Below are 25,511 nucleotides of genomic sequence, written 5' to 3' on the forward strand. Positions count from 1 at the left end.
ATAACGAGCCGCTCCGATGCGCCTCAGCGTCATGAAGGTGAGGGTGTGCTCCGACTGTCGCATGCCAAATGGTCATCAATGCCCCGCGTCTTATCGATCAATCCAGTCCAATTCTCCAAGAGTAAGATAGACGACAGCTCCGCGGGGAGCGCCGACCGCGTCCAGGTATTGCAGCAGCTGCCTAGCATAAGTCTGCCGGTCAGCGGCAGTCGGGGCCACGTCGCTTTTCCAGTCAAAGGCGACAACGGCTAGGCCGGCTGCGACGGCGAGAGCGTCCGCGCGCCCGGCGGTCAAGACGCGGCCAGCGTCACGGGCAGCATAGAGCGCCAACTCCGGCACAAGCGCAGCACGGTGTTCCGCGACACCCGGTAGTCGCAGGGTTCGCAACGCGGTCGCAGCCATCTCCGCCGGATCGGGCAGCGGCTGCGCTTCGAGCGGCGCCAGCTGTGCGAGGAGGTCAGCGGCGCGCGCCTGCAGATCAGATGCAATCTCCTCGATCTCGCCCGTCAATATCTCTTCGATCAGCTTGTGCAGCACTGCACCCCGGATGGCGCTGCCCGCCACCGTCACGAGACCGGCAGGGTTAATGTCGGCGCTCTCGTCAACGCGAGCGACCTCCACCAAGCGATCGGTGTCGCCGTCGCTCGGCCGAACCCAGCGGATGGGCCGGGACGCATCCGCGACCGCGGCTTGCTCGGCGGCAAACACCTCCTCGCTTTGATGATTTTCTTCTGGCGCGACGCGCGCCTGAGGACGCCGAGAGAAACGCGCTGGATCCCATTCCGGAATATCGTCCTGCCGAAGATCTAAAAGGTGCGCCCAGCTGTTGGTGCGCGGCACCGACAATGTGGGCAGGATCAGCATTTCGATTGCCCGCGTGCAGGCGACGTACAGGAGTCGCTCGTGCTCCTCTGCGCTGTCCTGGTCGTCGAGGTGGATGGCATCCGCGATAGCCGGCGGCACGACGTCGCCCAGCACCCAGTGCAGCGTGTCGTCCTGGTGGCGGTGGATAAACGGCTCTCGCCGTCTGAGTTCGGAGCCCATGTTGATCGGAATGACGATCGGCCATTCGAGGCCCTTGGCACTGTGGACGGTGATGATTTCAATCGCCTCGCGGTCCGCATCCAGCCGAGCCTCGTCGTAGGGCTCGGGTCCAAGAGGACCGCCCTCCCAGTCGGCGTCGATGTCCTGCGCCAATTGCTTGAGGCCTCGCACGCCGTAGCGACGTGCACGCTCCATCAGAAGATCGAGGTTGGCCAGAGCCCGCGCGGCCTGGTCGCTGCCCCGCACGGCAAGGGTGGCCCGCACCCGCAGCCGATCGATCGCTTCGCTGAGCAGGAGGAACGGCGTCGTTCGACGCACGCGCCTCCTTAGGTCCGCCAGCACGCTGAGCGTCTCTCGCGCCAGCGGATGGTTGATCTGATCGGGCGGCGTTTGCAGCGCCAATCTCGGCGCCGGCGCACGATCTTCGGTCTCATTCGGCGCGAGGACCCGCGTGATGTCGAGCAATTCGTGATCGGTCAGACCGACGAGCGGCCCGCGCAATAGGGCGCCGAGCGCCAGCGTATCACCCGGATCTGCGAGCGTACGGATCAGCGCGACGAAATCCTGCGCTTCCTGGCGCCGGAAGAGGTTGCGTCCGGCCTGCGAGACGAGCGGCAGGCCACGCTCCTCGAGCGCCCGCTCGTAACGCCAGAGCTCGGTGCCGACCGGCGCGAGCAAAGCGATGTCGCCAGGCACGATCAGGGACGTTTCTCCGCCGGATCGCCGAACGCGGACATTTCCGATGAGCTGAGCACAGATATCGGCAACGGCGTGCGCTTCCTTATCGCGTACGAACGCCGCACGGCTTTTCTCGCCGATGCGGATCGTGGCCTTCATGACGCAAGGCAGACCGTGCTCGGCTGGACCAAGCGAAGAAACCAACGGAACGTAACCCGGGGCCTGTCGGCCCAGGGGATCGCGGAAACAGCGATTGACGTGGTCCAAAATCTCGCCGCGTGACCGGAAGCTTGTTGTGATCCGCAAGATGTTCCCGGGGAACTGGCGCTCGACGGCATTGCGCGCCTCCATATAGGTTGCGACATCCGCGCCTCGAAATCGATAGATCGCCTGTTTGGGATCGCCGACCATAAACAGGCTGCCCGGAATCAGTATCCGCGCCTGCCAGGCCGGAGCCGCGCCAGGAGCGCTCGCGATCAGAAACAGGATCTCGGCCTGCACCGGATCGGTGTCCTGGAATTCATCGACGAGGATTCGCGTGTAGCGCTTCGACGACGCCCGCCGGACGGCCTCATGACCGCGCAAAAGCGCGCGCGTGGCGAGCAGCAGATCGTCAAAGTCAAGGACGGCAGCGTTGCGCTTGAACGCCTCGAAGTCTTCAAGGAGCTCATCGAGCGCGCCGGAGAAGGTCGCGACCAGCGCTGTTGCGATACTACCAAGAAGGCCACGAAACTCCGTCGCGCAGCGGTCATAGTAGGATGCGGCCTCCTCTGCGAGGCGCGTGCCTTGGTCCTTGCCGGCAACGTATTTCCAGGCCCCCAAGCGCCGATAAGGGCGCAGATCGTTGGAGCGCCAAGCCATGGCTTCGACCCGAGGCGGATGGGCAAGCTCCCAGAGCCGCTCGAATGATGGCGCAGGATTGAAGGCACCCGTGAAGAAGACGGCGAGCCTCTCGAGATCGGCAATGTCTTCGAGCGCCCGGTCAGGCGCCCGTGTGCCGTCGATCCAGCGGCGAAACTCCCGCACACTCTCGACAAACTCCAGATCGGCATGTTCGGCGAGATCGCGGGGCAGAGGCTTTGCGGTTCGAAAGTCGCGCCGGAACTTGCCGAGCTTTTTCAGGGTGTCGACAGCCTCCCTTGGATCTCGGCGCGCCATGACGACGACCGGATCGGTCGGATCAGCGTTCTCGCCGAGACGCCGCCGCAGCCAACGCTCGAATACCGTCGTGAAGGCAAACTCGGTCTGGACCGCGTCGAGGACCTCGGCGCCGGGATCGACGCCCGCCTCAATCGCATAGCTGCGAAGCAGCTTGTGGCAGAAGCCGTGGATCGTGGTTGCCGTGAGTTCGTCTAGCCGCGCGCGCGCCGCTATGAGCGCAGCTCTCTGCGGCGCGGTCAGGGCTTTATCGACGGCAAGCGCCAGATCATCGGGGACGTTTCCGTTCAGCAGTTCGTTGACGAACCGCTCCACGCGCACACGCAATTCACCGGCCGCGAGCTCGGTGAACGTGATGGCGGCAATGTTGCGTGGCGCGACACCGCTGGCCAGGAGCATGGTCACGCGGCCGGCAAGTAGCGAGGTCTTGCCGGTGCCTGCCGCGGCCTCGACCAGCAGGGTTTGATCAAGAACCGTGAGGGCGCGCCGCCGGTCGGCGCTGTCGGCGAGCGCGTTCATGGCAACTCCCAGAACCGGGCTAGATCGCCGGCGGCGGCTGTGAGCGCAGCCTGCTTTCTGCGGAAGTAGGCCGGAGATGCAGGAAGCGCGAGCCGCAGATCGTTGAGACGGCCGTCGGCGGCTGGCCCTGGGACAGCGTGGCCGCGCGTCAAAGCGGCACAGGCAGCGTTGACGAAGGCGGCGGTTTGCCCAATCGCGTCGTCAAGATCCGGCAGCAGGAAGATTGCTGGTTCGTCCTTCAGATAGATGAGCCGGGTTCGAATGGCGGGCACGTCCGGCAGAAGTTGGCGGCATGCCAAGGCGTACAGCACACGCTGCAGTTCCGCGCCGCCGGCAATGACTCTGTCGGCGGCATTCTCCGGCCGCTCGCCTGTCTTGTAATCGGTCACACGGACGGCGACGCTGCCGGCGCGCAGGTCGAGGCGATCGATCTTCCCGCGAATGGCCACCGCCGTTCCAGGCACATCGACGCGCAACGCAGGGTCCCACGGCCAATCCGGATTTATCGGCTCTGGCGGATTGGCATGCTCGCCGAACGGCACTTCGGTCCAGCTGCGCGTGCCGCTCTCCGTGAACTTCTCGTTCGTGAGCCCAGCTAGCGCCATGGCGGAGGCCTGGCGCACGGTGTTGACCCAGAGCACCTCGGGCGGCACCGGCCGCTCCAGCGGCCACGCCGCAATCACGTGACGCACCGCGCCCTCAAGCGCGCCCTCGATCTCCTCCGTACCGGCCACGATAAAACCGGGCGACGGCTCAAGCGCGTCGACGGCGCGGCGCAAAAGCTCATGGACCAGCCGGCCGAATTCATCGGGCGGGAGCATCAGTGGACGCTCCCGGTCGGCCGGCGCACGCCATCCCAATGCGTATTTCCAGACAAAGCCTAGCGGATCACGTAGCAGCCGCGCGAGCGAGGTCGGCGACTGGATCTCTGCGAGGCTCTTGACGATGACGGCATGACCCACAACCAGGAGCCCGTCATGGGCCGTCAACTCCGGTCGGTGCCAGCTCTGCCAGCACTGCAGGGCAGAGTCTGTCGCGAGGTGCCCCGCGATCTCTTGCGGGCGCGCTGTGAGCCGGTCCGATTCGCTCGCCGCGTGCTCCGCGATCCGCGTGCGCGCGAGTGCGAGCGCATTACCGCCAGTAGCCAGGAGCGGGCTTGGTCCCGCGCGACCACCTTGGGCGTTGCGACGGCTGCGCGAAAGAACAATGCCCTGTGTCGCGCAAGTGGCAATGATGTTGAATGCCCGCCGATCCGCTTCAGCGGGCGGATCAGCGTCGAGAGGACCTGGAGGACCAATATGGTCCGGCAGCAGAGGATCTTCGCCGGAGGAGCGCGGCCATCCGCGCTCCGTTAGCCCGAGCAGGCGAACCCAAGGGCGAGGCGATGCCGCCAGCTGCCATGCAGGCGCCCAGGCCACGGCATCGCTGGCATCTCGCTCATCCTCGACTCGGATTTTGCGCAGCGAAAGCTCAAGCGCGGCCGCCGGCGCGCCTCGTGTCGCCCGCTCCCAGAGGCGGCGCGCACGGACGCGCAGGAACGCGTCCGCCGCTTCTTCGGCCGCAACTGTTCCTCGTTCCAGCAAGGTCAGCAGCGGCATCACGATCGGACGCGGATCGGTATCTAGAAAGGTCAGTTGGTCGAGGGCCCCCGCCCATTCCGCGGCCGAGGTCAGCGAGGCGCTGCGCGGCACGCGCAGCCAGTCGCGCGGCAAGGCGTCGAGCATCGTTCGCTGACCTGCGGTCAGAGCAAACAGGCGCCGCACGCGGGCCTGGCTTAAGCCATGTAGCAGGACATCGGCGAGCGCCGCGCAACGCTGCCCATCTGCGGTACCAAGACACGGCCTGCCGTGCGGAAAACTCACCGGCAGTTCGGTCTCTTGCGCGAGCGCAACGATGTACTCGTCCCACTCATCGGTGCTGACGCTACAGATCGCGATGTCGCGGGGCTCGGCTTGTCCTGAGGCAATCAAGGCGCGCGCCCAACGAAAAGCCTCAAGCACCTCGTGTCGGGGATCGGCGCAAGTGACCTGGACGGGCGGCGCCGCCGCGGCGGTGGCCGTTCTGACCTCACCTCGAAACCAGGCCGTGTCTGCGCCCGGCGGTGCGGTCCAGATGACTGGCGCCACGGCGCAGAGATCATGGATGATCGGTCGCCAGACCGGCTCGATGAAGTGAACGCCCATGATGGAGACCGAGCCCAGGACCTCAGGCGTCCATTGCATTCGCGCGCGCGCCTCGTCACGCAGATCCATCGGCAGGCGCGCGCCGCCGGCAAGAAAGCCGCGCACCCGGTTCTCAAGCAAAGCAAGATCGCGGATGCGCGCGTTACCGTCCGGGGCGTGAGCGAGACGGGTGTCCGCGTTCCATGCCGCTCTCAGGGTTCGCGCAACGGCGCGCGTCATCCCGGGGAGGTGCCGGACGGTCTCGATGTCCTCAAAGCCTCCGGCATCGAGGGCGCGGGCGACAACAAATTCAAGCTCCTCGCCTGTGACCTGATGCAGGAAGCCGCCTGCCAGCCGCGCCGCCAATTGCGTTATTGTCATGATCTGCAGACCGTTCTCGCCATCGCAAGCGGCGGCCGCGCGGCGGGTGGCGAAAGCCAGCCCGCCCTGCACAATAACCGTCCCCCTCATCACCACTGTCTCGTCCCCATTTCCGGCAACAACGTTATCAAAGAACCCTACCGACTTGGATATCTGGCGCAGCGTGCCCACACATCATCGGCCCTGCGCCAAATCGCGCAAAGAAGGCAGCCCGGCGGCAGGTCGCCGCCGGGCCCGTCGTTATCTGCCCCAGACCCAGTGCCAAGCGCGGCGCCAAATGCTTGGCGTTGCCTTGGGCTGAGCGGGCTGCGGCGGGTGCTCCGCCTGTGGCGGCTGGCCGTAGAAGCGCGCCTTGGCGGCACTATCACGGCGCCGTTCGGCTTCAACCTGCTCATCGCTCCAGGGACCGGCTTCGATCACCTTGCCACGGTCGATCACATAGTGTGACCGGCACTTCAGCGTCCAATTGCCGATCGATGGGCGAAGCGAGATGGTCTCGCCATCGAATGTCATTTTCCAATCTGTCGGCGTGAAGGGCGCGACAACCTCCTCGCCGCAGCCGCAGCAGCAGCTGTGGGCCGACGTGGCATACTTCGTCGAAACATAGAGGATGCCTGGCTGAAGGCATTCGGGGATATGCTCGACGAACCGATGCTCCAATTTCTTGTATCTGATCATGTGAGGTCCCCATTGATCAGCATGTTGCCGTCCGTGGTGTACGTGCAGTGATGCTCGTGTTCGAGGTCGCGGTAGAAACTGCGGATCTTCTTCCACTTGATGACTGCGAGGACCGCATTCATGGCGTTGAGGTCTGCGACCTGGATGTTGGAGGCGTAGATGTCCTCAGCGCCACCGCCGACGAAGGAGATCCGCTGCCGCCCGTGATCGCGCTTCTCCGGCGTGCTGGCAGTCACCCGCAAGATGCCGCCGAGGGAGCCTTCGTCGAGCTCCAGACCCATGCCGACATCAATAAATCCGGCGCCGATGGCCTCAAGTTTCTCGACGATTAGACGTTTGGCTTCGCCAGCATCGAGGGACAAGAAGGCAAAGGTGATGCCGTCGAGCAGGTGGATGTTGTTGGCGCCGAGCGTGACGCCGTGGGCCACGATATTGCAGTGCATCCGGCCATAGATGCCCTTCAGGTAGTCGACTTTCGTGGGCGCTTCCCGCAGCTCTTCCAAGCTCGGCGCCCCCGGCGCGCGAAACGCGTTGTGGGTCAGAAATTCGTCGCCGTCAAACAGTCGGATTTCGTGGACCGGCGTCTTGGCGACGAAGTCCAGGATGTAGCCGCCGGTGCCGCCGACGCCAATGACGGCGACGCGCTCATTGACCAGCCGTTCGGTCAAGACGCCGATCCCGACACGGTCCGAGGCGGTCTCGACATAATTGAAGACGCTGTCTTCCTCCTCCTCTGGCGCGCGGAAGGTGCGAGGCGTAGCGCCGGGCTTCAGCACCGCGGCAGGCCCCGCGATGATGTTGGCGTAGCTCGTCATCTTATGGTGATAGTTCGAATAGCCGCCGTCGGGCTTGCTGGAGAAGCCGAATGCCGCCTTGAGGCCGTGGCCGAGGTCGAAAGCGCCGGCGACATGGGAGATGCCCTGGATCTGGGTTCCGTCGGCATTGCACGGAAAGTCGCCGTCCCAATGGACCACATGGGTGTCGGGCGTTCGCGTCTGGTCGCCGGCCAGAGTGAGGCTGGAGATCAAGTTGCCGGTGCGCACCTGGCGGTGCGCATCGACGTAGGGTACTTCCCGCATCACGAGAGAGCCGCCCTGCTGCTGGACGAAGTAGCCTTCGTCCCGCAGCTGCTTGAGGTCCTGATTACGACTGAACAGTTCGCGTGACATTGAACACCGTGCCTTTCTTTTTGACTTCGACCGAGCCGCCTGCGCCGAGCTCGCCAGCGTGTGGCGCCGATGCCGCGTGGCGGAAGGTCATGGAGAAGACGACGTTCGGCGCGTGCTGGCCCGGGAAGGCCAACTGGACGATTTCCTCGAACGTGACCTTGCGCGCCGGCACGGTGCGGGGCCGTGAATTGACGATGATCTCATAGCCCTTCTTCGCCGTGATGAAGTGTTCGATGCCGGGCTGCGTCAGATCGACGAGATCACCGCCTTCGATGAGGCGATCCTCGCCGCCGGGGATTTCGAGGAAGACGGCTTCGCCCTCGCCGGGCTTGGCCAGACCGTAGAGCACCGCACCGCTGATGGCCGGCTTGCCCCAGCGCAGCTCGTCCTTGTTGAGGGTGAGCTTGAAATCGCGATCGGTCTCAAAGGCGATGAAGCGCTCGGCGCCGCGTGCGCGGAGATCAAAGGGCTCGTCGAGCAGCACATCCTCGAAATCACCGGACGGCAAGATCGCAAAGAGGCTGTAACCATCCCGCGGGTCGAGTGCTGCGGTCTCGAGCAGTTGCCGGCCGAGCGGCACGGGATCATTCACCTGGCGGATTTGGAAGTTGAGATCGCCCTGCGCGAGGAGGAAGCGATACCCTCGCGCCGGGCGCAGCGCCCGGCCTTCGCGCAGGGCATCGCCGAGGTCGTCATAGTCAAGCAGTTCTTCAGTCTTCATCAGATTGGTTCCTTAGGTTTGGCCGCAGCGGATGCCGGGGCTCTAAGGGTCCAATCGGGGCGAGATCGGCCAACCGGTAAAATCAGGCGAAGTTTTTTTTCAGGGGGCCGTCGGGGGTCTGGCCGCAGATGAAGAAGGCGGGGCAGTTCGGGCAGGTGCGGAACGATATCTCCGCCGGAAACCGGCCAGCCCGGATGTCGCCAAGGAACGCGGCGAGCTTGTCCTTGCGCCCTTTCAACTCGCGGTCAGACAAGGAAATGGAGTGGATTTCACCGTCGGACAGGTAGACAAGCTCGGCGACGGCGCCCGGGAAGGCCTGCTTGACCGCCAGCATCAGCGCCGCGGCGCCGACATCCTTGGCGTCGGCCGACCGCATGTGGCCGGTGCGAACCCGGCGCACAGCGCGCTTGCCGTCCGGCCGGACCAGCACCTCGTCCGGTCGAACCAGGATCTCTTCGCGACCAAAATTGAGGCTCAGCGCGACCGGCGGCTCGGGAGCCGCGCCGGCGCGATTGTTCAGAAAGAAGCGCAGCATCGTGAGCGCCAGATCGCGAAAATCGGCGCGGTAGCCATGCTCGGCGAGCCCCTCCCCGGCCAGCGCCGCATCGGTGCGGTCCTGCAGCGCCTGCTCGCTCAAAGGCTCGTCCGATGCGATCACGGCTTCGACGACCGAGCGAACCGCCTCATGCAAATGCATAAAAGCGGTCGCGGTTCGCCGCCCACCGACTTGCAAGACATGGGTGTAGAAAAAGCGCCGCGGGCAAGACTCATATAGAGCGATCTGCGGGGCGCCGAAGCGGAGCTGGCCGTCGACGACCAGGTCAATGCCGCGCGCTTCCGCCGCCAAGGGAAGCGGTCGGGCGGGAACGACAGAACGGCGGGCCAAAAAGCCGCCCAGACGGTCGAGGAACGGCGAAAGCGGCCAATTATGGCCGTTGCTCTTCTCGGTCGGCGCGTAAAGGATCAGGCGATCGCGCGCACGCGACTGGCCGACGTAGAATAAGCACTCCTGCTCCTCGGCCTGGCCCGCGCGAAATGTCTCGAGTGCATCTCCCTCGGCGCCGGCGATCATGCCGTCAGGCGCCGGGCAGGGCGGCGCCGGCGGGACGCGCGGCATGGTATCGCTGTTGAGGCCCGGGATGTGCACCGCACCGAACTCCAGGCCCTTCGCGCCGTGAATGGTCATCAGGCGGACCGCGTCGAGATGTTGCGCCGCCGCAGGCAACTGGCGCAGGTCGCGATCATCGCCAAGACGAACAAGCCTGCGCACGCGGTCGAGCAAACGCGTTATGGGCAGTCCGCGGCCGGCTGGTTGGACCCGCACAAAGTTCAGGAATTGCCATATGGCGATGCCGCGCGTGCGATCAGCGAGGTCCGCTGACGTCCCGAGGCGAGCGGCGATACGGGTGCGATCGAGCAGCAACGTCGTAAGCACCGTCCAGGGCGAGGCCGCCTGACCGAAACCATCGAGGGCGGCCGCGAGCTTGGCCAGCGCCTGGCGGCCGGCGTCACTCAATCCGGGGATCGGCTCGTCCTGAGTCAGCCAGCTGCCCGGCGCATGGTCGGCCGCCCGCAGATAATCAAACACGGCAACGACGTCGGCGAAGGAACTGGCGAATTCAGGCCAACAGGCAATGCGCACCAGACCCATGGCGCGGCGATCGACCAAAAGCGACAGAAAAGCCAGCAGGTCCTTGACCTCACCCCGCTCGAAGAGACTGCCCAGAAACAGGACCGGCACGCCGAGCCGCTCCAATTCCTGCCCGATCTTTGACAGCTTTTCGTTTCCGGTGCAGAGGACCGCCTGATCGCGATAGGCGTAACCTTCGCGCCGGAGTTCCTCGATCGCGTCGGCCAGGGCGACCTGCTGTTGCTCGGCGCGCCGAACGGTGCGCAACTCCGGTTTATGCCCATTGTCATCTCGGTCCGCTTCCAGGCCGCTCTCGGCATCGCCAGCCAGCATCTTTGTCGCGAAGCTGGAGAAGGCGTCGACTATTTCTGGCACCGAACGGTAGTTGCGTTTCAATCGGCCACGCTTGCCGCCGGCAAAGTCCTCTTTGCCGAACCGGGTCATGTTGAAGGATGACGCGCCGCGAAACCGGTAGATCGACTGCTTGGCGTCGCCGACCATCCAGAGATTTCGGCCGTCGGGTCGCAGGCCACTCAGCAATCGCACGCTGCTGCGATTCACGTCTTGGTACTCATCGACAAGGACGTGATCATATTGCGCTTGCAGCGCCGCGCGGATGGCCGTGTCCTTGTCGAGCAGCTGAACCGGCAGGGTCACAAGGTCGCCAAAGTCGACGCAGTGCGCGTTGCGTTTGAGCTGTTCATAGGCCGCATAGACGCGAGCCACCTCGCCGGCGCGCTCCGCCCGTTCGCGTGCATCGGGATTTTGTGCCTTTGACAGCATAGCGTCAGCGAGCGAGGCGTAAGTTTCGGCGTCGACCACCTCGTCCTTTGCGCGCGACACAGCAGCGAGCATGTCGGCGATGACCTGGATTGGATCATAGAGATTGCGGTAGTGCGCAAGCCGCAGGCGCGGAAATTCCTCCTCGAGGAGTTCGACGGCTTCGGTCCGGTCCATCATGCGTGGATCTTTCGGCAGCCCGAGCTCCACATGGAATCGGCGGATGATATCGAGCCCGAAGGCGTGAAACGTACCGATCCACATCGCAGCCGCTGCATCGGGACGCTTGCGCGCGATGCGCTCCGCCATCTCGCCTGCCGCCTTGTTGGAAAACGTCAGCAGCAGGGTGCGCCTCGGATCGATGTCTTCATCCAGAAGGCCTTCGACGCGCGCGATCAACGTCTGCGTCTTGCCTGTGCCGGGCCCGGCCTCGAGCAGATAGGCTTCACCACGGTGCGTTGCCGCCGCGACCTGCAGCGGATTGAGCGACCGCTCGACATGCGTCACCTCTGCCGTCGGCGGGATCGACGGCAACAGTAAAGCATCCAAAAGCTGTTGCGCCACGACCTCGAATGGCGCGCCGAGCTTGGCCGCAATAGCAGACGCGGATAGGCCATCGTCGACATGGAGCGCCCGCACAACGTTGCGGGGAAGCAGCAATTCACGTGCAAACAGGTCCATCTGGACTTCACGGCGTTGCTTGCGTCCATAGTCGACAACCCGGTCCATGCCGACCGGCGACGGCTCGGCGGCCCGGGCCGGATCGATGGTCGCCGCCGCTACAGCCCCATCCGGATCGTCGCCGAGCTCGACATGGCCAATTTCGTGCGCCACGAGGAAAGCCTGATCGAAGCGAGAGCCGATATTCTCGTGGATGATCAGATCGTCGGCGGCGACTAAGGTCGCCCGGCCGCCATCCAGCACCATGGCTCCCGCCGCTGTCGGCTCGACATCGATCCCTCGCCGCTTGGCCTCGGCGACAGCAAATTCGTAAGGCGACCAGGGATCGGCACCGGCGGCAACAAGGCGAGCGTGAAGCTCTGCGGCAATCTGCCTGGCGAGCTCCACCCCATCCATGTCAGTTAGCCTCGGCCAACAACCGGGCCCGCTTCTCCGCCGGGACGCCGGCCTCGATGAGGACCTGTTCAAGGGTCACTTGCTCGCCGGCCGTGGGCTTGCTGTCGGCCTTGTAGCTGCGCGCCAGAGACGACTCGGGCGAGCCCCACGAGGCCTCGACCAGCGCGATGGTGCTGCGGGCCGCGTCAGCGAACATCTGGAGAAATCGTTTTGGGATGCTGCTGAGCAGGACCCGCCGCTCCCGCAATGCGGTGACGACCTGTCGGGGTACGTCAAGACGGCGGGCCACTGCCCGCCAGTCATCGGCCGTCAACGCTGCGAAGGGGTCGGCCGCTGCCGTCGGCTGGGCCGCTGCGTGCCGAGCCCAGGCAGCGTCGAGCAATTTCCGATCGGCAGCGGTCAGCGGCGTCGTGTCGTCACGATCTTCGCGGCAGAGTTCTCGCGAAAAATCGACGAGTTCCGCAGCATATTCCGGGTAAAGCCGGAGATATTGCTCCAAAGTCGACCGATCAGGAACGCTTTCGACCGCGAATGCGTCGAGCACGGCCTCACGGGATGGTCGCTGGCCGGCGGGATTCACCGCTCACCTCCATCGGCCATGGCGGCCCGAATTGCGGCGAAGGCCTTATCGCGGTAGGTCCGGACGGTCTTTTCGGAACGGCCGAGGGCCTTGGGGATAGACATGACGTCTTTATCCTTTGGGTCGATGGGGAAGCCCTGTCTCAGCATATGAATGATCCTGCTTTGTTCTGGTGGCAAGGCATCAATCGCCGCGTCCAGGCGCAACCGGTAAGCCGGATCGTCAAAATTTGACGTGGCGAAGGGATCGTAGGCCCCGGCGGCCGTCTCGACCTCCTCCGACAGTTCCCCGCTCTCCTCGTCATATTCCAGGGACTGGGACCGGTTCTCGTCGCGCCAAGCCTGTTCCTGCGCGTCTCGTCGCAGGCTGGCCAGCGCGCCATCGAAACGGACCTCGAAATAGTCGAGTTTGTCGACATAGTCGGCGCGATCCGCCGAGAGCAGCTCGACAAACCGGCCGAAGACCTTGTCGCGCACGATTCCGCGCGTCAGCGACTCGGTTTTACCATCCTGGCTATCCGCCTTGGGCAGACTGCGCAGCACCCTTTCGGTCAGGATGCGATAGAGCCGCTCGAACCAGGTCTCGTTGTTGTCGCGACGGCTTGCACGGATGAAATAGATGAGACACTCGCTGGGAATGTAGGCCGGGTCGGAGCGCTTGGTGATTGCCGCCCTAGTGACCAGGGCGTCCCGCGGCAGGGCCGCGAGCTCGGCAATGAGTGCGTTGATCTTCGGATCGCGTTCATAGAGTTCACCGCTCTGGCGTCGCTTGCGCAGCGGATTTACGACGACATCGCTTGACGGCTCCGCATCCACCTGCGGCTTTGCGCCAACATGATCTTCTGATCGTTTCATCGCGCTGCCCTGCCTCCACCAGCGCGTTTGTTCAGGCGCGCCTCGAGCGAGGTGACGCTCTCGAGCACGGCCTCGAACCTCGGCGGGTTGCCGAAGATCATGCCAGTCATGGCTCTGTAGTCGACACGCAGCTGCGCGATCATCTCGTCATGTGGAGCGAGCGCAAAGGAGCCAGGCGCGGCGCTCGCGAGATCGAAATCAGGGCGGTTGAAGAACATCCGTGCGTGCGCGACGCAGTCGGCTCCGAGTTCCGGGTCTTCGATTGCGGAGGCTCCGGCCTGCGTCGGAAGGAGCTTATGCAGGTCATAATAGTGGCGGGACACGCGCTGGCCGCCGCCGCGCAGCTCGCCGCGCTTGTCGAACCAACGCCGTAAGCCGTGCAGAATGACGACCTTGTCCCAGAAGGTTCGTTCGGGGTCGACAGTTCGTACGTCCGGAACGGTCAGGTCGAGCGCCGGCAGATCGTCATCAACATAGGGCTTAATCGGCACTTCGCTGTTCGGATCAAGGGCGGATTTGGCGCCCGACTCGATCTTGATCGCGGCGCGGACATAATCCGATTGCGGCGTCGCCGTCGGATACCAGATCAGAAGCGTCTGCTTGTCGGCATCTGTGTCGTCTACTTCCACCCGTGCCGCGCCTGCATCAAGACCGGCGGCCTTTAGCCGATCCTTGAGAATCTGTGTCAGTTGGTCGCGTAATGGGCCGTTGATATAGGCTTGGCATGCCGCTTTGATCGCATCGAGCCGCGCGCGGCGCTTGTTGTTGCTAAGAGCATTGAGTTCTTCGATGGTCGCCGGCTCGCCGATGTCGTCCCGAAAAACTGTCACGTCAATATCTTCGGAAAAGCGATTGATCAGGCCAAAGCCTTTGGACAATGATGTCCCGCCCTTGAATAGCAGGCGGGGTCCACCCTCCTTCAGGCCATGGAATAAGGCGTCGAGCGTCCAGCACACCCAGAAATCCTTTTCGATATTTTGGGATACCGTGCCGAGGCGTAGCGCCGTCGTATCGAAGGCGCTCAACATCGTGTCCGTTCCGGCTGCGAGGACCTCATCAAAAGCGCGATTCATGTTTTCTCGCCCTGCCCCGCTTGGCTGATTGCGGCTTTTTGGTTAGGTCCAGGTTGCCCTTTGACCGGACGCCGGCGGCGGGACGATGATCATCATGATCCGAACCAGTATGATCATCATCAGCAGCATAGTCAGCATCGACGTACCGATCTTGGACATTGATGTCTCTTTCGATCAGTGGCTTGAGGAACGCCCACATCCAGATCGGAAGCGCGGTCATGCCGGCGTTGATATCGGCTTTAAGCGGCGGCCCTGCCGACGGGTCGTCGAAGAGCTTGGCAAGCTTTCGTTTAACCCGGTCACTCTCGCCTTCACGGGCCAGGAGATCACGCAACCAGTGAAGTGCCTGGATGATGCGCATGGCCGGCCGTCCGGCCCAAAAGAGCTTGCTGGCAGCAGTTAGACGGAAAGTGATGGTGACGTTGCCGAGCTTGATCGGCTGTTTGCGCGCGTCGGTATGGACCACGATCTTCGCTGGCACAGCGTCGGTCAGGCCCAGGTCGTTCGCGGCGGTCATGCCGTCGACAAGCATCCGGTTCTGGTCACGCCGCCCGACGGCGTCGATGACGGATCGCGGATCGGGCGGGTTGGGTTTCTGGGTCAGCTTGTTGAAACCGAGCTGGTCGTAGAGCCCGCGGTCAATCCGCCTGAGGTTTTCGGCGTTGGTCAGCCGCTGCAATGTCTTGTCGACGGCGTCTCGCGAAGCGAGGTCGACGAAATCGGTCGGCGTCCAGACCTTGCGTGGCGCATCAGCCCGGATGCGCTCCAGGATTGCCGTCTTGAGATCAGGTGAGTCGTCGGTCATGTCCGAAAAATGTATACCTTTTTCGGATGAAACGCAAAATTGTATGTCCGAAATATGTATACAAATTTCGGACGCGGCTGTTATTGGCCAAATTATCCCGATTTCAGCCCGACCCGGCCGCGCGCGAGCTAGGCGTTCCCGGCACTTTCCGTCAACCAGGCCCGGGCCGTCTGACCCGCGTCCGGTGCAAAGACATCAGCCGCGCATACAGCTCGGCCAGGCGCTCGCCCAGGATCACGAGGGAGGCCGCAAGACCGAAGAAATCGAACCATAGGAAATCAACGCGACCACTACCGCCACATTGAGCGTGCGTAGGGCCATACCCTGCAGAAGCTGGCCGCCGAGCGACAGCAGTGGCTCGTCAACTTGGCGCCAAAGGGAATTCGTCCTCTTTGTACGCCAAAGCTACCCAGCAGCCATATCTGCGCGCTAGATTCCTTTCTTTCTGGTGATGTCTAAGATCTTCTTGCCTCAGACCAATCATGGTTCGGGGCGGAGGCATGAGCGGCAAGGACGAAAAGACTCGGATCGAGGCATTAGGGTCGCCAGGCGGTCGGAAAATCCCACGTGTGGCGAAGCGCCATCGCAAGAACCGGGGCATGCCACCGCCCGCGACGTTCGATATCGAGACGCTGCCGGGCAGCTCAAATTTGACGGCTTTGGAGGCGGCCGCGGTCATCCGGCGCACGCCCGGAGCGCTGGAGCAGTGGCGGCGCGATCCGAACCACCCGCTGAAATGGCGCTACGTCGATGGCCGCCCGCTTTATCGTGTTGATGCGGTGCGCGACTATTTGGCCGGATGCGATAAGACCACTAAGCCGCCCCAGCCGCATAATGCTCGCGGAGACGGCCCAGCAGTTCGGCCTTGATGGGGTCGAGCGGATTCGTCCGCTGCAACCGCACGACCTTGCCGGCCCGTTTCGCACCCACCAACTCCGCGATGTAATCATGAGCCGCTTCGAACGCCATCTTGCGGATGATCCACTGTTCGTCGTGATTGTAGACCTGATCGATTCCACGCGGCTTTTGCCCGACACACAGCCGCTGGATTTCGTTGTCGTAGCCGCAGCGCGACATGATCGTTCTCAAGCTGCGCCTTAAATCATGCATGGTGAACTTGGCGACACCCGCTTCCCTGATCAGACGGTTGACCATCTTGGTGAAACCCGACATCTGGCCACCTGTTTTCGGTGACGGGAAGACATAGTCGGACGTCGCGCGCTGGAAATGTTTCGCTGCTGCGAGTACCTCATCAACGAGGTGGGTGCGCGGCACATCGTGGTGCAGGCCCATCTTGGTCCATGCCGCATCGAAGGTGATGCGGTCATCCATGATGTGCTTTCGCCACTCGATCATGGTTGGCTCGCTGCGGCGCGGGCCACCGAGCAGGCACATCCGTGCTAATTGCCCAAAAGCCCCGAGCTTGCCCGATGCGTGCCAGACCTTGATGATCTCCTCATCGATCAGCGCGCGGCCCTTCGTTCGGCGCCCGACCCTCTGCGCACGGGTTTCCTTGGGCGCGCGATAGCCGGCGAGCACGTTGTGCTCGACGTAACCTTCACCGACACACCATTCGAGGAGTGTGTGCGTATGCTTGCGCAAGTCCTTGGCCGCGCCGCGCTTACCGGTCTTGGTGATCTTGTCCACTGCCGCCATGATTTGCCGTCGCGTCAGTTCGCCGATAGCGAGATCGAAATGATCCTTGAGACCGCGTCGCAGCGCCGACATTGCTGGTTTCCAGTTGACGACCTGGCGTCCGGTCAAGGACGTTTCGTAGGGGCCATCTTCAATGATCAGGATCGCCAGCGTCGTGCATTGCTTGTCGGCGAGTTTTTGCCGCATTACCTCGCGCTTGGCGTCGTTCGGATCCACCCCCTTGACCACCTCGGCAGCGGCGATGGTAGCGGCCTGGCGCGCGGCCTTCTCGTTGAACTTGGGCCATGCGCCTAGCGTCTTGCGTTGGGTGCCTTTCATCCCAGGCTTGGTGAACATGTAGACCCAGGTCCGGCCGCCAGTCGCGCGCATCCTGATCGCAAGCCCTGGCTGCTCTGTGTCGTGGAGATAATGCTGCGACTTGCCCGACGGCAGCGTGGACGCACGGATCGCCGCGTCAGTGAGCTTCAGGTGGTTCTCGGGCCTAAGATCTTTACCGTTCGTTTCCATCGATCCTGCCCTTCTTCCTGGTGCCCCGGGGCACATCGAGGGGAGACCCAAAACGGATCAGAAACCGTTCCCTTCGCGTTCCCGGCTCTGGTGTGCCCCAAGGGAAAACTCACCGAGGGCACAGCCAGGGCATACAAATTGTAGTAAGGCCTGCTATGGCCCCAGATGGCCAGAACTCACTGCTGCGCAACGTTTTTAGAACTTCACTATGGCCAAATTTGGTTGGCTGTGGTCTACGGATTGTGGTTCACACGGGAGAGGTCCAAGGTTCGATCCCTTGTGCGCCCACCATCCACCTTCCTGAACCCTGCTGATCGCGGACTCATCGTCGACGCACGGTCGCGTGTGGGGACCGTCTCGATCAAAAATGTCGAAAACAACCCCATGCACAGTAGCCGACGCGTGCGAAATCAAGGGGTTACGCTTTCCCGAATGTTTTGATTCTTTGGGTGCGGCCCACATGACGTGATCAACCGCAGCGATTTAAGGCTGACCGCCCTTGCCTGAAGGGCGGCCGACTTATCTAACTTTTGTCGTACCAAGGAGACCGCATGGCTTTGGACAAGCTGACGACGACCGTCACGACCAAGGGTCAGGTCGTCCTGCCGAAGGCGATCCGTGATAAGCGCTGCTGGCGGGCGGGTACGCTACTCACGATCGAGAACACGCCGGAGGGAGTGCTTCTCAAGCCGGCCTCGCTTTTCGCGCCAGGCAAGACCACGGATGTCTTCGCGTCGCTGCCCTATCGGGGCAAGCCAAAAAGGGTGGAAGAGATGGAGGCGGGTATCGCTGCAGAGGCGCGAAGACGTCATGCTCGCGATTGATATCAATCTTGCATGGATTTTGCCGATTTGCTCCACCTTGGGCGGGCTGCTTCCTGCGATGCCTTACTGACCTTCAATCAGCGATTCGTCAGATCGGCGAAGGCGATGGGCTTGGCGAAAGTCCGTTTGCCGTAGCCGCGCTCGCGCTGCGCGAACGCCTCACCGCGCGATGCGCCCCCTGCGAGTAACTACTCTTTTTCCGAATTCACTTGCGCCGTCGGGCAAAACACTGGCATGATGGCATCGTCGCGGGGGCTGAAGTCTGATGGCGGATCAAGCCGCCCGCGCCGGCCGCCAGGCCACGTAGAGACCCACCAGCGTCCCGATGGCGAGCAGCGCTGCGGCCAGGAGCAGCTGCAATTCGCCATCGTCTGTCGTGCCTACGGACGACACGAGTCTGCTCACGACGACGAACAGCACGCCCACGGAGGCTGCTGCACCCACGGCGAGATAGGCGAGTTCGCGCGTCAGGTTGCGGCCGAGAAGTCCGAGTGCCGTGAAATACATCGCGCAGGCGTTGGGATGAACGAACAGGGCAATTCGCGCGTAAGGACCGTAGGCGTCGAGGAGGGACTCGCACCGGTTCAGCGCCGCCTTTGAGGCAACCCGCTGCAACAGCGGTCTGAAAAAACGAGCCTGTCCGTAGCTCAGAACGGCGCCCAGGATGATGGCCAGCCACGCCACGATGAAAACGGAGACGTCCGCGGGCTTCGGATTGAGCGCCACGGACATCAGGATGAGGGCGGTTCCGGGAAAATAGCCAAAATACGGGAAAACCGACTCCAGCAGCACGCAGACGAATATGAAGACCAAAAACCACGAAGAACCGGTCGCATCCTGGACGATGGCGTTCAAGTCGAAGAGGTTTGTCCTGTACAGGACGAGGTACATGCACATGGCCAATCCGGCCAGCGCGTAGAACGGCAATGCTCCCGACAGAAACCGCCTCATCCAGCTATCGCGCCTTGTTGCGCGGACACAGCGGAAACCATCGATAAACGCCCCCTACCCGATCGACAAAATCTCGATCTCCTGCGCACCCGACCCCACGACATCCCCGACCGCCTTCCCCATCAACGACTTCGCCACCGGAGCCACGAACGAGATCGAGCCGGCCTTGGGATCGGCTTCGTCCTCGCCGACGATGCGATAGGTTTGCACGCGGCCATCGGCGCGGCTGAACGTCACCGTGCTTCCGAAGGCGACGATATCGGTCGAGGCCGGAGCGGCAATGACCTGCGCCGTGCGCAGCCGTTCGGTGAGATAGCGGGCGTCGCGCAAGGGCACCGCCGATTGCCGGCGCTTTTCGTTGACGTCCTCAATGGCCTGCGCGGCTTCATAGGCCTCGCGTGCGTCCTGAAGCTGCTTTTGCAACGCCTGCAAACCCGCTTCCGTCACGAGGTTTGGATGCGGCGAGATCGGCCGATCCGGCAACAGCGTCTCGGCGGCGGTTTCCGCGCTCTCTTCTTTGGTAAAGGCAACGCTCAAGTCGAAAATCCTGTCGAACTGTTCGGGCTCACGGCCCGCGCCTTCGCGCCGCGAGGAAACGCGGCGGGCCGAAGCTGGCGATCATCCCGGATCATATCTCAAGTTCGACGAAACGGCGCAGCTTGAAGACGATGTCCGGCATGGCCTGGCGGAACCGCGTAGCATCCCGGAACGTGGTCGAGAACGGCGCGAAGGTGATCATCGCGTTCCAGTGCCTGTAACCATAGACCGTCACGGAGGCGCCGGCCGCCGGAAAATTCTCGAGCTTGCGCAGCTCACCCAGGACGAGATCGGCGATCGCCTCGGCAGGCAGCAACTGCTTGCCATCAGGTGTGGTGGCGATCTTCGCCGGCGGCTCGGCCGGCTTCGCGGCAGCCGGCGTCGCATCGGGCGCGTTCTCGGAATTATTTTCGGGCTTGTTCTCTGGATTGGCGGGCGATGTATCGGGGGCGGGCTCGACCAGCTCAAATCCGTTCGTCGGCGCGGTCGGCGGCGGAACCTCGATGAGCGGCGGCGGCGCAACACTTTCTGAATTGCGCTTGTTGCCTCCCAGGATGCTGCTGATCATGGCCACAAGGCCAGCATCCCTCACGTCGTCACTCATTACTTCCCCCAAGCTTCGGCCTACTCTAGCACCGCTCGCGCGGACCGCCACCGGGTTGTATGGCCGGATTCCGTCCGGCCAAGGTCCTATTTCAAGTCCGTCACGCGATGACACCGGCGGCGCGACGCCCGATCACGCCGCGCCGCCGTGCGATCCGTCACTGCTCATCGAACGGAATGTATTGCTGGTACTGCTTGGGCACCGAGCTGCGGTAGCGCGCGGGCACCGTGCCGCTGTCGACCGAGTGATCGATCTCCTGCTGCCGCGTCATCTTCTTCTTCGCCGGCTTTTTCGACGCACTCTTTTTGGAGTCGGTCGGCTGGCTGGAAGCGTCATTCGTGGCGGCAGGCGCTGTGGTCGTCGCTGCCGGCGCGGCGGTTGTCGCCGCAGGCGCCGCGGTTCCGGCGGCGGCTGGTGCGCCCTGCGCCAGCGCGAGCGGTGTCTGCATGAGAAGCGCCAGCGCTGCTGTCGCAGCCAGCCAATATGATTTCTGCATTAGAACCTCCAAAATACCTGATCCGAACAAGGCAAGCGTAGTTCTCCGGGATCGACGCGTGCAAGTCCGTTCACGATAGGCTCGAACCCCATCGTGAACTGTGGCCGAGATCACATTGCCGGCGGCAGGCTGCGTCACGATGTGCCTTGTCGCGAACGCAAGGCATATTGCCAGTTCGCCAGCTACCAGCAGTGCCTTGCCACCGCGTCCGGCACGTCGTCCCATTGTGGCATCAGCCCGCGCTACGCGTTCTCGCAGCAGCGCGACTCCTGACGATTCGCGGCGTGCGCGCATGCCGCGCACGCCGCCACAATTTTTTACGTGAAGACGATCCGCTTCGCCGACGCTCCGGCGAATTGATACTGCCCGAAGCCGCCTGCGTCCGTCGATGACGAGAATGTTATCCGTCATCGTCACGGAGAAATTCACGATGCGCCGCCGTGGCTTGCGGGCCAAGCACACCTTCCGAAAATTTCGATGACGGGCAATTGTGATCCATCTCGCTCGTGGCAGGCGTGATCGCGCCTAGGCTGCAAATCCCAGCGCGAGAAACTTGAGCCCGAACTGTTTCATCCGACTTTTCAGGAAGGTGTTTCAATGAGCAGCCGCCACGCAATTGTTCCGCGCGGTCTGAACGCAACGCGTTCGCCGCTTTCGCAAGGCCGCTTCGGCCGCATGTTCCGCAAGCTCGCACCGGCCAAATTCGGCCCGAACGATTCCAACACGATCGCAAACCTGTCGGCGCTCGCCGACAAGATGATCGCCGGCTTCGACGGGCCGAAGGACGGGCCGGACGCGGAAGAGAGCGGCATTCCTTCGCTCTACACTTATTTCGGCCAGTTCGTCGACCACGACATCACCTTCGATCCGGTCAGCTCGCTGACCAAGCAGCAGGATCCCGACGGCCTCGTCGATTTCCGCACGCCTTCGCTCGACATGGACAATGTCTACGGCCGCGGCCCGAACGACCAGCCCTACATGTATGACGGCAATAAGTTCCGGCTCGGCGAGAAGGTCACCGGCGCGGGCGTGCCCGATGCGGTCGACCTGCCGCGCTTCAAGGGCCGCGCGCTCATCGGCGATCCCCGCAACGACGAGAACAGCATCGTCTCGCAGTTTCAGGCCCTGATGCTGCGCTTTCACAACCGCATGGTCGACGACAATGACAGCCTGTCGTTCGAAGACGTGCAGCAGCGCGTTCGATTCCACTATCAGTACGTCGTGCTGAACGACTTCCTGCCGCGCATCGTCCACGCCAGCGTCCTGGACGAGCTGAAGACCGCAGGTCAATATGACCGCAGCAAGCTCGCTTACTACCATTGGAAGACCTATCCGTTCATGCCGGTCGAATTCTCGGTCGCGGCTTACCGGCTCGGGCACTCCATGATCCGCCCCGGCTACCGGCTGAACGATGCGGCCAACATGCTGCTGCAGATCTTCCCCGACCCCAACAATCCCGATCACAACGCACTGACCGGCTTCCGTGCGATGGGACCCGGACGCGCCATGGACTGGGGCCGCTTCATCGATCTCGACACGCGCCCCTACGGCGTCGAGGACGACGACGCCAATCCCGACAACAAGAGGCGGCTGCAGTTCGCCTATCGCATCGATGCCTCGCTGGTGGACCCGCTGCGCAAGCTGCCGCCGGAAGTCGCCTCCAATCCGGCGTCGCTGGCGCTACGCAATCTCGAGCGCAGCTGGCGGCTCGGACTGCCGTCGGGCCAGGCCGTCGCCCGGGCGATGAACCTGACGCCGCTGACCGACGACGAGATCATCATCGGCAAGGCCGTCGACGAGCCGGGACCGGGCGATCCGCAAGTCAAGATCGCGAGCATCGCGAATGGTGTGTTCGCCGACAACTGCCCGCTGTGGGCCTATATCCTGGCCGAGGCGCGGCAAAACGCGACGGACATGCCAATCCCGGCTACCGGTGGGCCCGCCACGGTCAAGACACCGCAACTCGGACCGGTCGGCGGCCGCATCGTCGCCGAGGTCTTCCTCGGCATGATGTTCGGAGATAATTCCTCCGTGCTGTCGCTCGACCCGCAATGGACGCCGGTGACCGGCTCCGGCTTCGCGCTGAAGGACCTCGTCGCCTACGCGCTCGGCCAGGGCGACCCGCTGCATTGAGCGGGTGACGGACGATGATGCAAGGCCGCTCGTCGTGCGAGCGGCCTTGTGGCCCCATCGCCTCGACGGGCGGGCGGACGGGTCCTGGCAGGCGTGCTTCCCTAACGCGAATCCGTCCGCTTCCTGTTGACTCGCATCGCGAATGGAGAAATCCTTCAACAAGACAATTGCCATTGCCAATCTCAGCAGTACGAATTTCGGCGCCCTCGGTTTTATCGGCGCCATCCGACCAAATTTATTCTGAACAGAAAATGGAGGGGCTGATGCGCGCGCTCGCCTTGAGAACCGTCTCTCTTCTCGCCCTCGCTGCCCTGGGTTCGATTTCCGGCACGCCTGCCGCACGCGCGGAGGACGGGACCGACGAGCAATTTGGCAAGGTGCACTTCCAGACCACCTGCAATGAGGTGGCGCAGCGCCGCTTCGATCGCGGCATGCGCTATCAGCATTCATTCTGGTACCGGCCCGCAAAAGAAATTTTCGAGGAGACGCTGCAGGCCGATCCGGATTGCGCGATCGCCTATTGGGGCATTGCGCTGAGCCTGCTGTACAATCCGCATTTTCCCGCGCCGAAGGAAAACCTCGCCGGAGGCCTCGCCGCGCTGCAGAAGGCCAAGGCACTCGGCGCCAAGAGCGAACGCGAACGCGACTATATCGACGCGCTGCTGGCCTTCTATTCGGGCGACGAGAAGACGACGTTTGGCCAGCGGGCGCAGGACTATCTGAAGGCAACCGAAGCCGTCGCCGCGCGCTATCCCGATGATGACGAGGCGCAGATCGCCTACGCCATCACGCTGAATGTCACGGCGTCACCAAACGACAAGACCTATGCCAACCAGCTCAAGGGCGCTGCTATCCTGGAGCCGATCTTCAAGCGCCAGCCGCGGCATCCCGGCGTCGCGCATTACCTGATCCACCTCTATGACTATCCGGCGATCGCAGAGCAGGGACTCGACGCTGCCAAGCGCTACTCCGAGATCGCGCCGGCGGCACCGCACGCCTTGCATATGCCGTCGCACATCTTCACGCGCGTCGGCTACTGGAACGAATCCATCGACGCCAATAGCCGTTCCGCCAAGGCTGCCAAGGAGGGCAAGGACCCCAGCGAGCAGCTGCATGCCGACGACTATATGGTCTACGCCCTGCTCCAGCTTGCGCAGGACAGCCGCGCCAGCGACGTCATCGCGGATATGGTTGCGACCACGGGCTATGCGCCGGCTGTCCGCGCCGGTCCCTACGCGATAGCGGCCAGCCAGGCGCGCTATATGGTCGAGCGCGGTGATTGGAAAGGTGCTGCCGCGTTGAAGGTCGAGCCGAGCCGGTTTGCCTATGTCGATGCGATCACCTATTTCGCCCGCGCCCTTGGCGCCGCGCGCTCCGGCAATGCAGACGCAGCAACTCCGGACATCGCCAAGCTGGCGGAGTTGCGGGACAAGCTGCAGCAGGACAAGGACGCCTATTGGACCGAAATCGTGGACATCCAGCGGCAGGTCGCCACAGCTTGGCAGCTCAACGCCCGGGGGAAACAGGCGGAGGCGCTGGAAGCGATGCGCCTGGCCGCCGATGCCGAAGACAAGACCGAGAAATCCATCGTGACGCCGGGTCCGCTTGCCCCCGCACGCGAGCTTTACGGGACCATGCTGCTCGAACGCGGCATGGCGACCGAGGCATTGACCGCGTTTGAAAGCACCATGCGCAAGGAGCCGAACCGCTTTGGCGCGACCATCGGCGCCGCTCACGCGGCCGAGAAAGCGGGGGATGCTGTGAAGGCCCGCCAGTACTACGCAAAAATCGTCGAAACGGCGAGAAATGGCGACTCGTCGCGGGAAGACCTCGCAGCCGCACGAAAGTTGATGGCTCAGAATTAGCAAAAGTGCCGCGGCAGCATCCATGCGCCTGACAGGCAAATTTGTTGCAATCGGCGCAGTCGCTGCACTGCTCTGCGCAGCCGCTGCGGTCTGGATATTGCGATCCGGTGAACCGGCACGCGCAACAGCGGCATCCGGGGAGGTCCGACCCGTGTGGACGGAAATTGATTGGCCTTTCGGAGCGGATCCGTGGGGGAAAGGCAAGGCGTTCCGCTGCAAGGCCGGGGATTGCGGTGGCGAAGTCCAGCTCTACGTTCGTGCCAAGCTCGGCTTTTGCAATTGCGCCACCGGCGTTGCCGACGACGGCGACCTCGAGCAGATGGGCGACCTGCCGCTGATTGGCAAAGCAACGCCGATGGGGGCGGGCCGAGAGATCGTCGTCGGTCCAATGCGCGGTCGCAGCCGGGCATATCGCATCGAGGGGAACCCCAAGGCCGCGCTCTCACTCGCCTTCAATCAACGCTGCGACATGGTGGCCGCGACGGCTTTGCTCGCACCGGGCGCGACAGCGTCACTGGAGCCGGCGGTGCTGTCGTTCCTCAATAGCGACAGCATGTTGAAATGGGCCGAGATCGCGCTTGGGTTGTGACTCAAAGCAATAGCTGAATTGAAGGCGACAATCTCGGCAC

At 63.3% G+C, this 25,511-nt stretch carries 20 protein-coding genes and 1 pseudogene; 6 read left to right on the forward strand and 15 right to left on the reverse strand.

The window, feature by feature from the left end; translation table 11 throughout:
• Nucleotides 1-90 precede the first annotated feature (90 nt).
• From BRA471DRAFT_RS30740 to BRA471DRAFT_RS30785, 10 genes are all read right to left on the reverse strand, one after another.
• Nucleotides 91-3,399, reverse strand: a complete 3,309-nt coding sequence (locus tag BRA471DRAFT_RS30740) for an exodeoxyribonuclease V subunit beta (protein WP_007614438.1) — start codon at nucleotides 3,397-3,399, stop codon at nucleotides 91-93.
• The gene (locus BRA471DRAFT_RS30745; protein WP_198287843.1) at nucleotides 3,396-6,113 is read right to left on the reverse strand and encodes a PD-(D/E)XK nuclease family protein; all 2,718 of its coding nucleotides are present in this window, start codon (nucleotides 6,111-6,113) and stop codon (nucleotides 3,396-3,398) included. Before BRA471DRAFT_RS30745 ends, BRA471DRAFT_RS30740 begins: the two co-directional genes overlap by 4 nt.
• 69 nt (nucleotides 6,114-6,182) lie before the next feature.
• Entirely contained in the window at nucleotides 6,183-6,620 is a 438-nt protein-coding gene (locus tag BRA471DRAFT_RS30750; RefSeq protein ID WP_007614441.1) for a DUF6527 family protein, read from the reverse strand.
• The gene (locus BRA471DRAFT_RS30755; RefSeq protein WP_007614442.1) at nucleotides 6,617-7,789 is read right to left on the reverse strand and encodes a ThiF family adenylyltransferase; all 1,173 of its coding nucleotides are present in this window, start codon (nucleotides 7,787-7,789) and stop codon (nucleotides 6,617-6,619) included. Before BRA471DRAFT_RS30755 ends, BRA471DRAFT_RS30750 begins: the two co-directional genes overlap by 4 nt.
• Nucleotides 7,764-8,510, reverse strand: a complete 747-nt coding sequence (locus BRA471DRAFT_RS30760) for a multiubiquitin domain-containing protein (protein ID WP_007614443.1) — start codon at nucleotides 8,508-8,510, stop codon at nucleotides 7,764-7,766. Before BRA471DRAFT_RS30760 ends, BRA471DRAFT_RS30755 begins: the two co-directional genes overlap by 26 nt.
• Nucleotides 8,511-8,592: 82 nt before the next feature.
• Nucleotides 8,593-11,997, reverse strand: a complete 3,405-nt coding sequence (locus BRA471DRAFT_RS30765) for a UvrD-helicase domain-containing protein (RefSeq protein WP_007614444.1) — start codon at nucleotides 11,995-11,997, stop codon at nucleotides 8,593-8,595.
• Nucleotide 11,998: 1 nt separating this feature from the next.
• A complete protein-coding gene (locus BRA471DRAFT_RS30770; protein ID WP_007614445.1) occupies nucleotides 11,999-12,577 on the reverse strand; it encodes a hypothetical protein in 579 nt (192 codons plus the stop codon).
• Nucleotides 12,574-13,431 (reverse strand): response regulator transcription factor, encoded by an 858-nt coding sequence (locus BRA471DRAFT_RS30775; RefSeq protein ID WP_007614447.1) that lies wholly within the window; start codon nucleotides 13,429-13,431, stop codon nucleotides 12,574-12,576. Before BRA471DRAFT_RS30775 ends, BRA471DRAFT_RS30770 begins: the two co-directional genes overlap by 4 nt.
• Entirely contained in the window at nucleotides 13,428-14,504 is a 1,077-nt protein-coding gene (locus BRA471DRAFT_RS30780) for a nucleotidyl transferase AbiEii/AbiGii toxin family protein (RefSeq protein WP_007614449.1), read from the reverse strand. Before BRA471DRAFT_RS30780 ends, BRA471DRAFT_RS30775 begins: the two co-directional genes overlap by 4 nt.
• A complete protein-coding gene (locus BRA471DRAFT_RS30785; protein WP_007614453.1) occupies nucleotides 14,488-15,309 on the reverse strand; it encodes a DUF6088 family protein in 822 nt (273 codons plus the stop codon). The genes BRA471DRAFT_RS30780 and BRA471DRAFT_RS30785 overlap by 17 nt, the downstream gene beginning before the upstream one ends.
• A gap of 500 nt (nucleotides 15,310-15,809) precedes the next feature.
• Here BRA471DRAFT_RS30785 and BRA471DRAFT_RS37230 point away from each other — a divergent pair, with 500 nt between their 5' ends.
• Nucleotides 15,810-16,178, forward strand: a complete 369-nt coding sequence (locus tag BRA471DRAFT_RS37230; protein ID WP_007614455.1) for a hypothetical protein — start codon at nucleotides 15,810-15,812, stop codon at nucleotides 16,176-16,178.
• Here the strand turns inward: BRA471DRAFT_RS37230 and BRA471DRAFT_RS30790 are convergent.
• The gene (locus tag BRA471DRAFT_RS30790) at nucleotides 16,123-17,472 is read right to left on the reverse strand and encodes an integrase arm-type DNA-binding domain-containing protein (protein WP_007614457.1); all 1,350 of its coding nucleotides are present in this window, start codon (nucleotides 17,470-17,472) and stop codon (nucleotides 16,123-16,125) included. The two genes, BRA471DRAFT_RS37230 and BRA471DRAFT_RS30790, sit on opposite strands and share 56 nt — an antisense overlap.
• 551 nt (nucleotides 17,473-18,023) lie before the next feature.
• On the opposite strand from BRA471DRAFT_RS30790, the gene BRA471DRAFT_RS30795 reads away from it, so the two are divergent.
• Nucleotides 18,024-18,296, forward strand: a complete 273-nt coding sequence (locus BRA471DRAFT_RS30795) for an AbrB/MazE/SpoVT family DNA-binding domain-containing protein (RefSeq protein ID WP_007614458.1) — start codon at nucleotides 18,024-18,026, stop codon at nucleotides 18,294-18,296.
• Between the two features lie 273 nt (nucleotides 18,297-18,569).
• Here BRA471DRAFT_RS30795 and BRA471DRAFT_RS30800 read toward each other — a convergent pair whose 3' ends face one another.
• The 4 genes from BRA471DRAFT_RS30800 to BRA471DRAFT_RS30815 form a co-directional block, all read right to left on the reverse strand.
• Nucleotides 18,570-19,247 carry a hypothetical protein gene (locus tag BRA471DRAFT_RS30800; protein ID WP_007614462.1) on the reverse strand — a complete coding sequence of 226 codons (678 nt, stop codon included), beginning with the start codon at nucleotides 19,245-19,247 and terminating at the stop codon, nucleotides 18,570-18,572.
• Nucleotides 19,248-19,301: 54 nt separating this feature from the next.
• Nucleotides 19,302-19,784, reverse strand: a complete 483-nt coding sequence (gene greA, locus BRA471DRAFT_RS30805) for a transcription elongation factor GreA (RefSeq protein WP_007614464.1) — start codon at nucleotides 19,782-19,784, stop codon at nucleotides 19,302-19,304.
• A 91-nt stretch (nucleotides 19,785-19,875) separates the two neighbouring features.
• Complete coding sequence (locus tag BRA471DRAFT_RS30810; RefSeq protein WP_007614466.1) at nucleotides 19,876-20,388, reverse strand: hypothetical protein; 513 nt, start codon at nucleotides 20,386-20,388, stop codon at nucleotides 19,876-19,878.
• A gap of 157 nt (nucleotides 20,389-20,545) precedes the next feature.
• Nucleotides 20,546-20,884 (reverse strand): hypothetical protein, encoded by a 339-nt coding sequence (locus BRA471DRAFT_RS30815; protein WP_007614468.1) that lies wholly within the window; start codon nucleotides 20,882-20,884, stop codon nucleotides 20,546-20,548.
• Between the two features lie 168 nt (nucleotides 20,885-21,052).
• On the opposite strand from BRA471DRAFT_RS30815, the pseudogene BRA471DRAFT_RS37690 reads away from it, so the two are divergent.
• The 4 genes and pseudogenes from BRA471DRAFT_RS37690 to BRA471DRAFT_RS30830 form a co-directional block, all read left to right on the forward strand.
• Nucleotides 21,053-21,157 (forward strand): annotated as a pseudogene (locus BRA471DRAFT_RS37690) (DUF3551 domain-containing protein); the annotation flags it as partial.
• Between the two features lie 324 nt (nucleotides 21,158-21,481).
• The gene (locus BRA471DRAFT_RS30820; RefSeq protein ID WP_007614469.1) at nucleotides 21,482-23,017 is read left to right on the forward strand and encodes a heme peroxidase family protein; all 1,536 of its coding nucleotides are present in this window, start codon (nucleotides 21,482-21,484) and stop codon (nucleotides 23,015-23,017) included.
• Nucleotides 23,018-23,280: 263 nt separating this feature from the next.
• Nucleotides 23,281-24,882: a hypothetical protein gene (locus BRA471DRAFT_RS30825; RefSeq protein ID WP_007614476.1), complete on the forward strand. Its 1,602-nt coding sequence runs from the start codon at nucleotides 23,281-23,283 to the stop codon at nucleotides 24,880-24,882.
• 22 nt (nucleotides 24,883-24,904) lie between these two features.
• Nucleotides 24,905-25,471 carry a hypothetical protein gene (locus BRA471DRAFT_RS30830; protein WP_035974420.1) on the forward strand — a complete coding sequence of 189 codons (567 nt, stop codon included), beginning with the start codon at nucleotides 24,905-24,907 and terminating at the stop codon, nucleotides 25,469-25,471.
• Nucleotides 25,472-25,511 lie beyond the last annotated feature (40 nt).

It is taken from the genome of Bradyrhizobium sp. WSM471 (assembly GCF_000244915.1).
GTDB lineage: Bacteria > Pseudomonadota > Alphaproteobacteria > Rhizobiales > Xanthobacteraceae > Bradyrhizobium.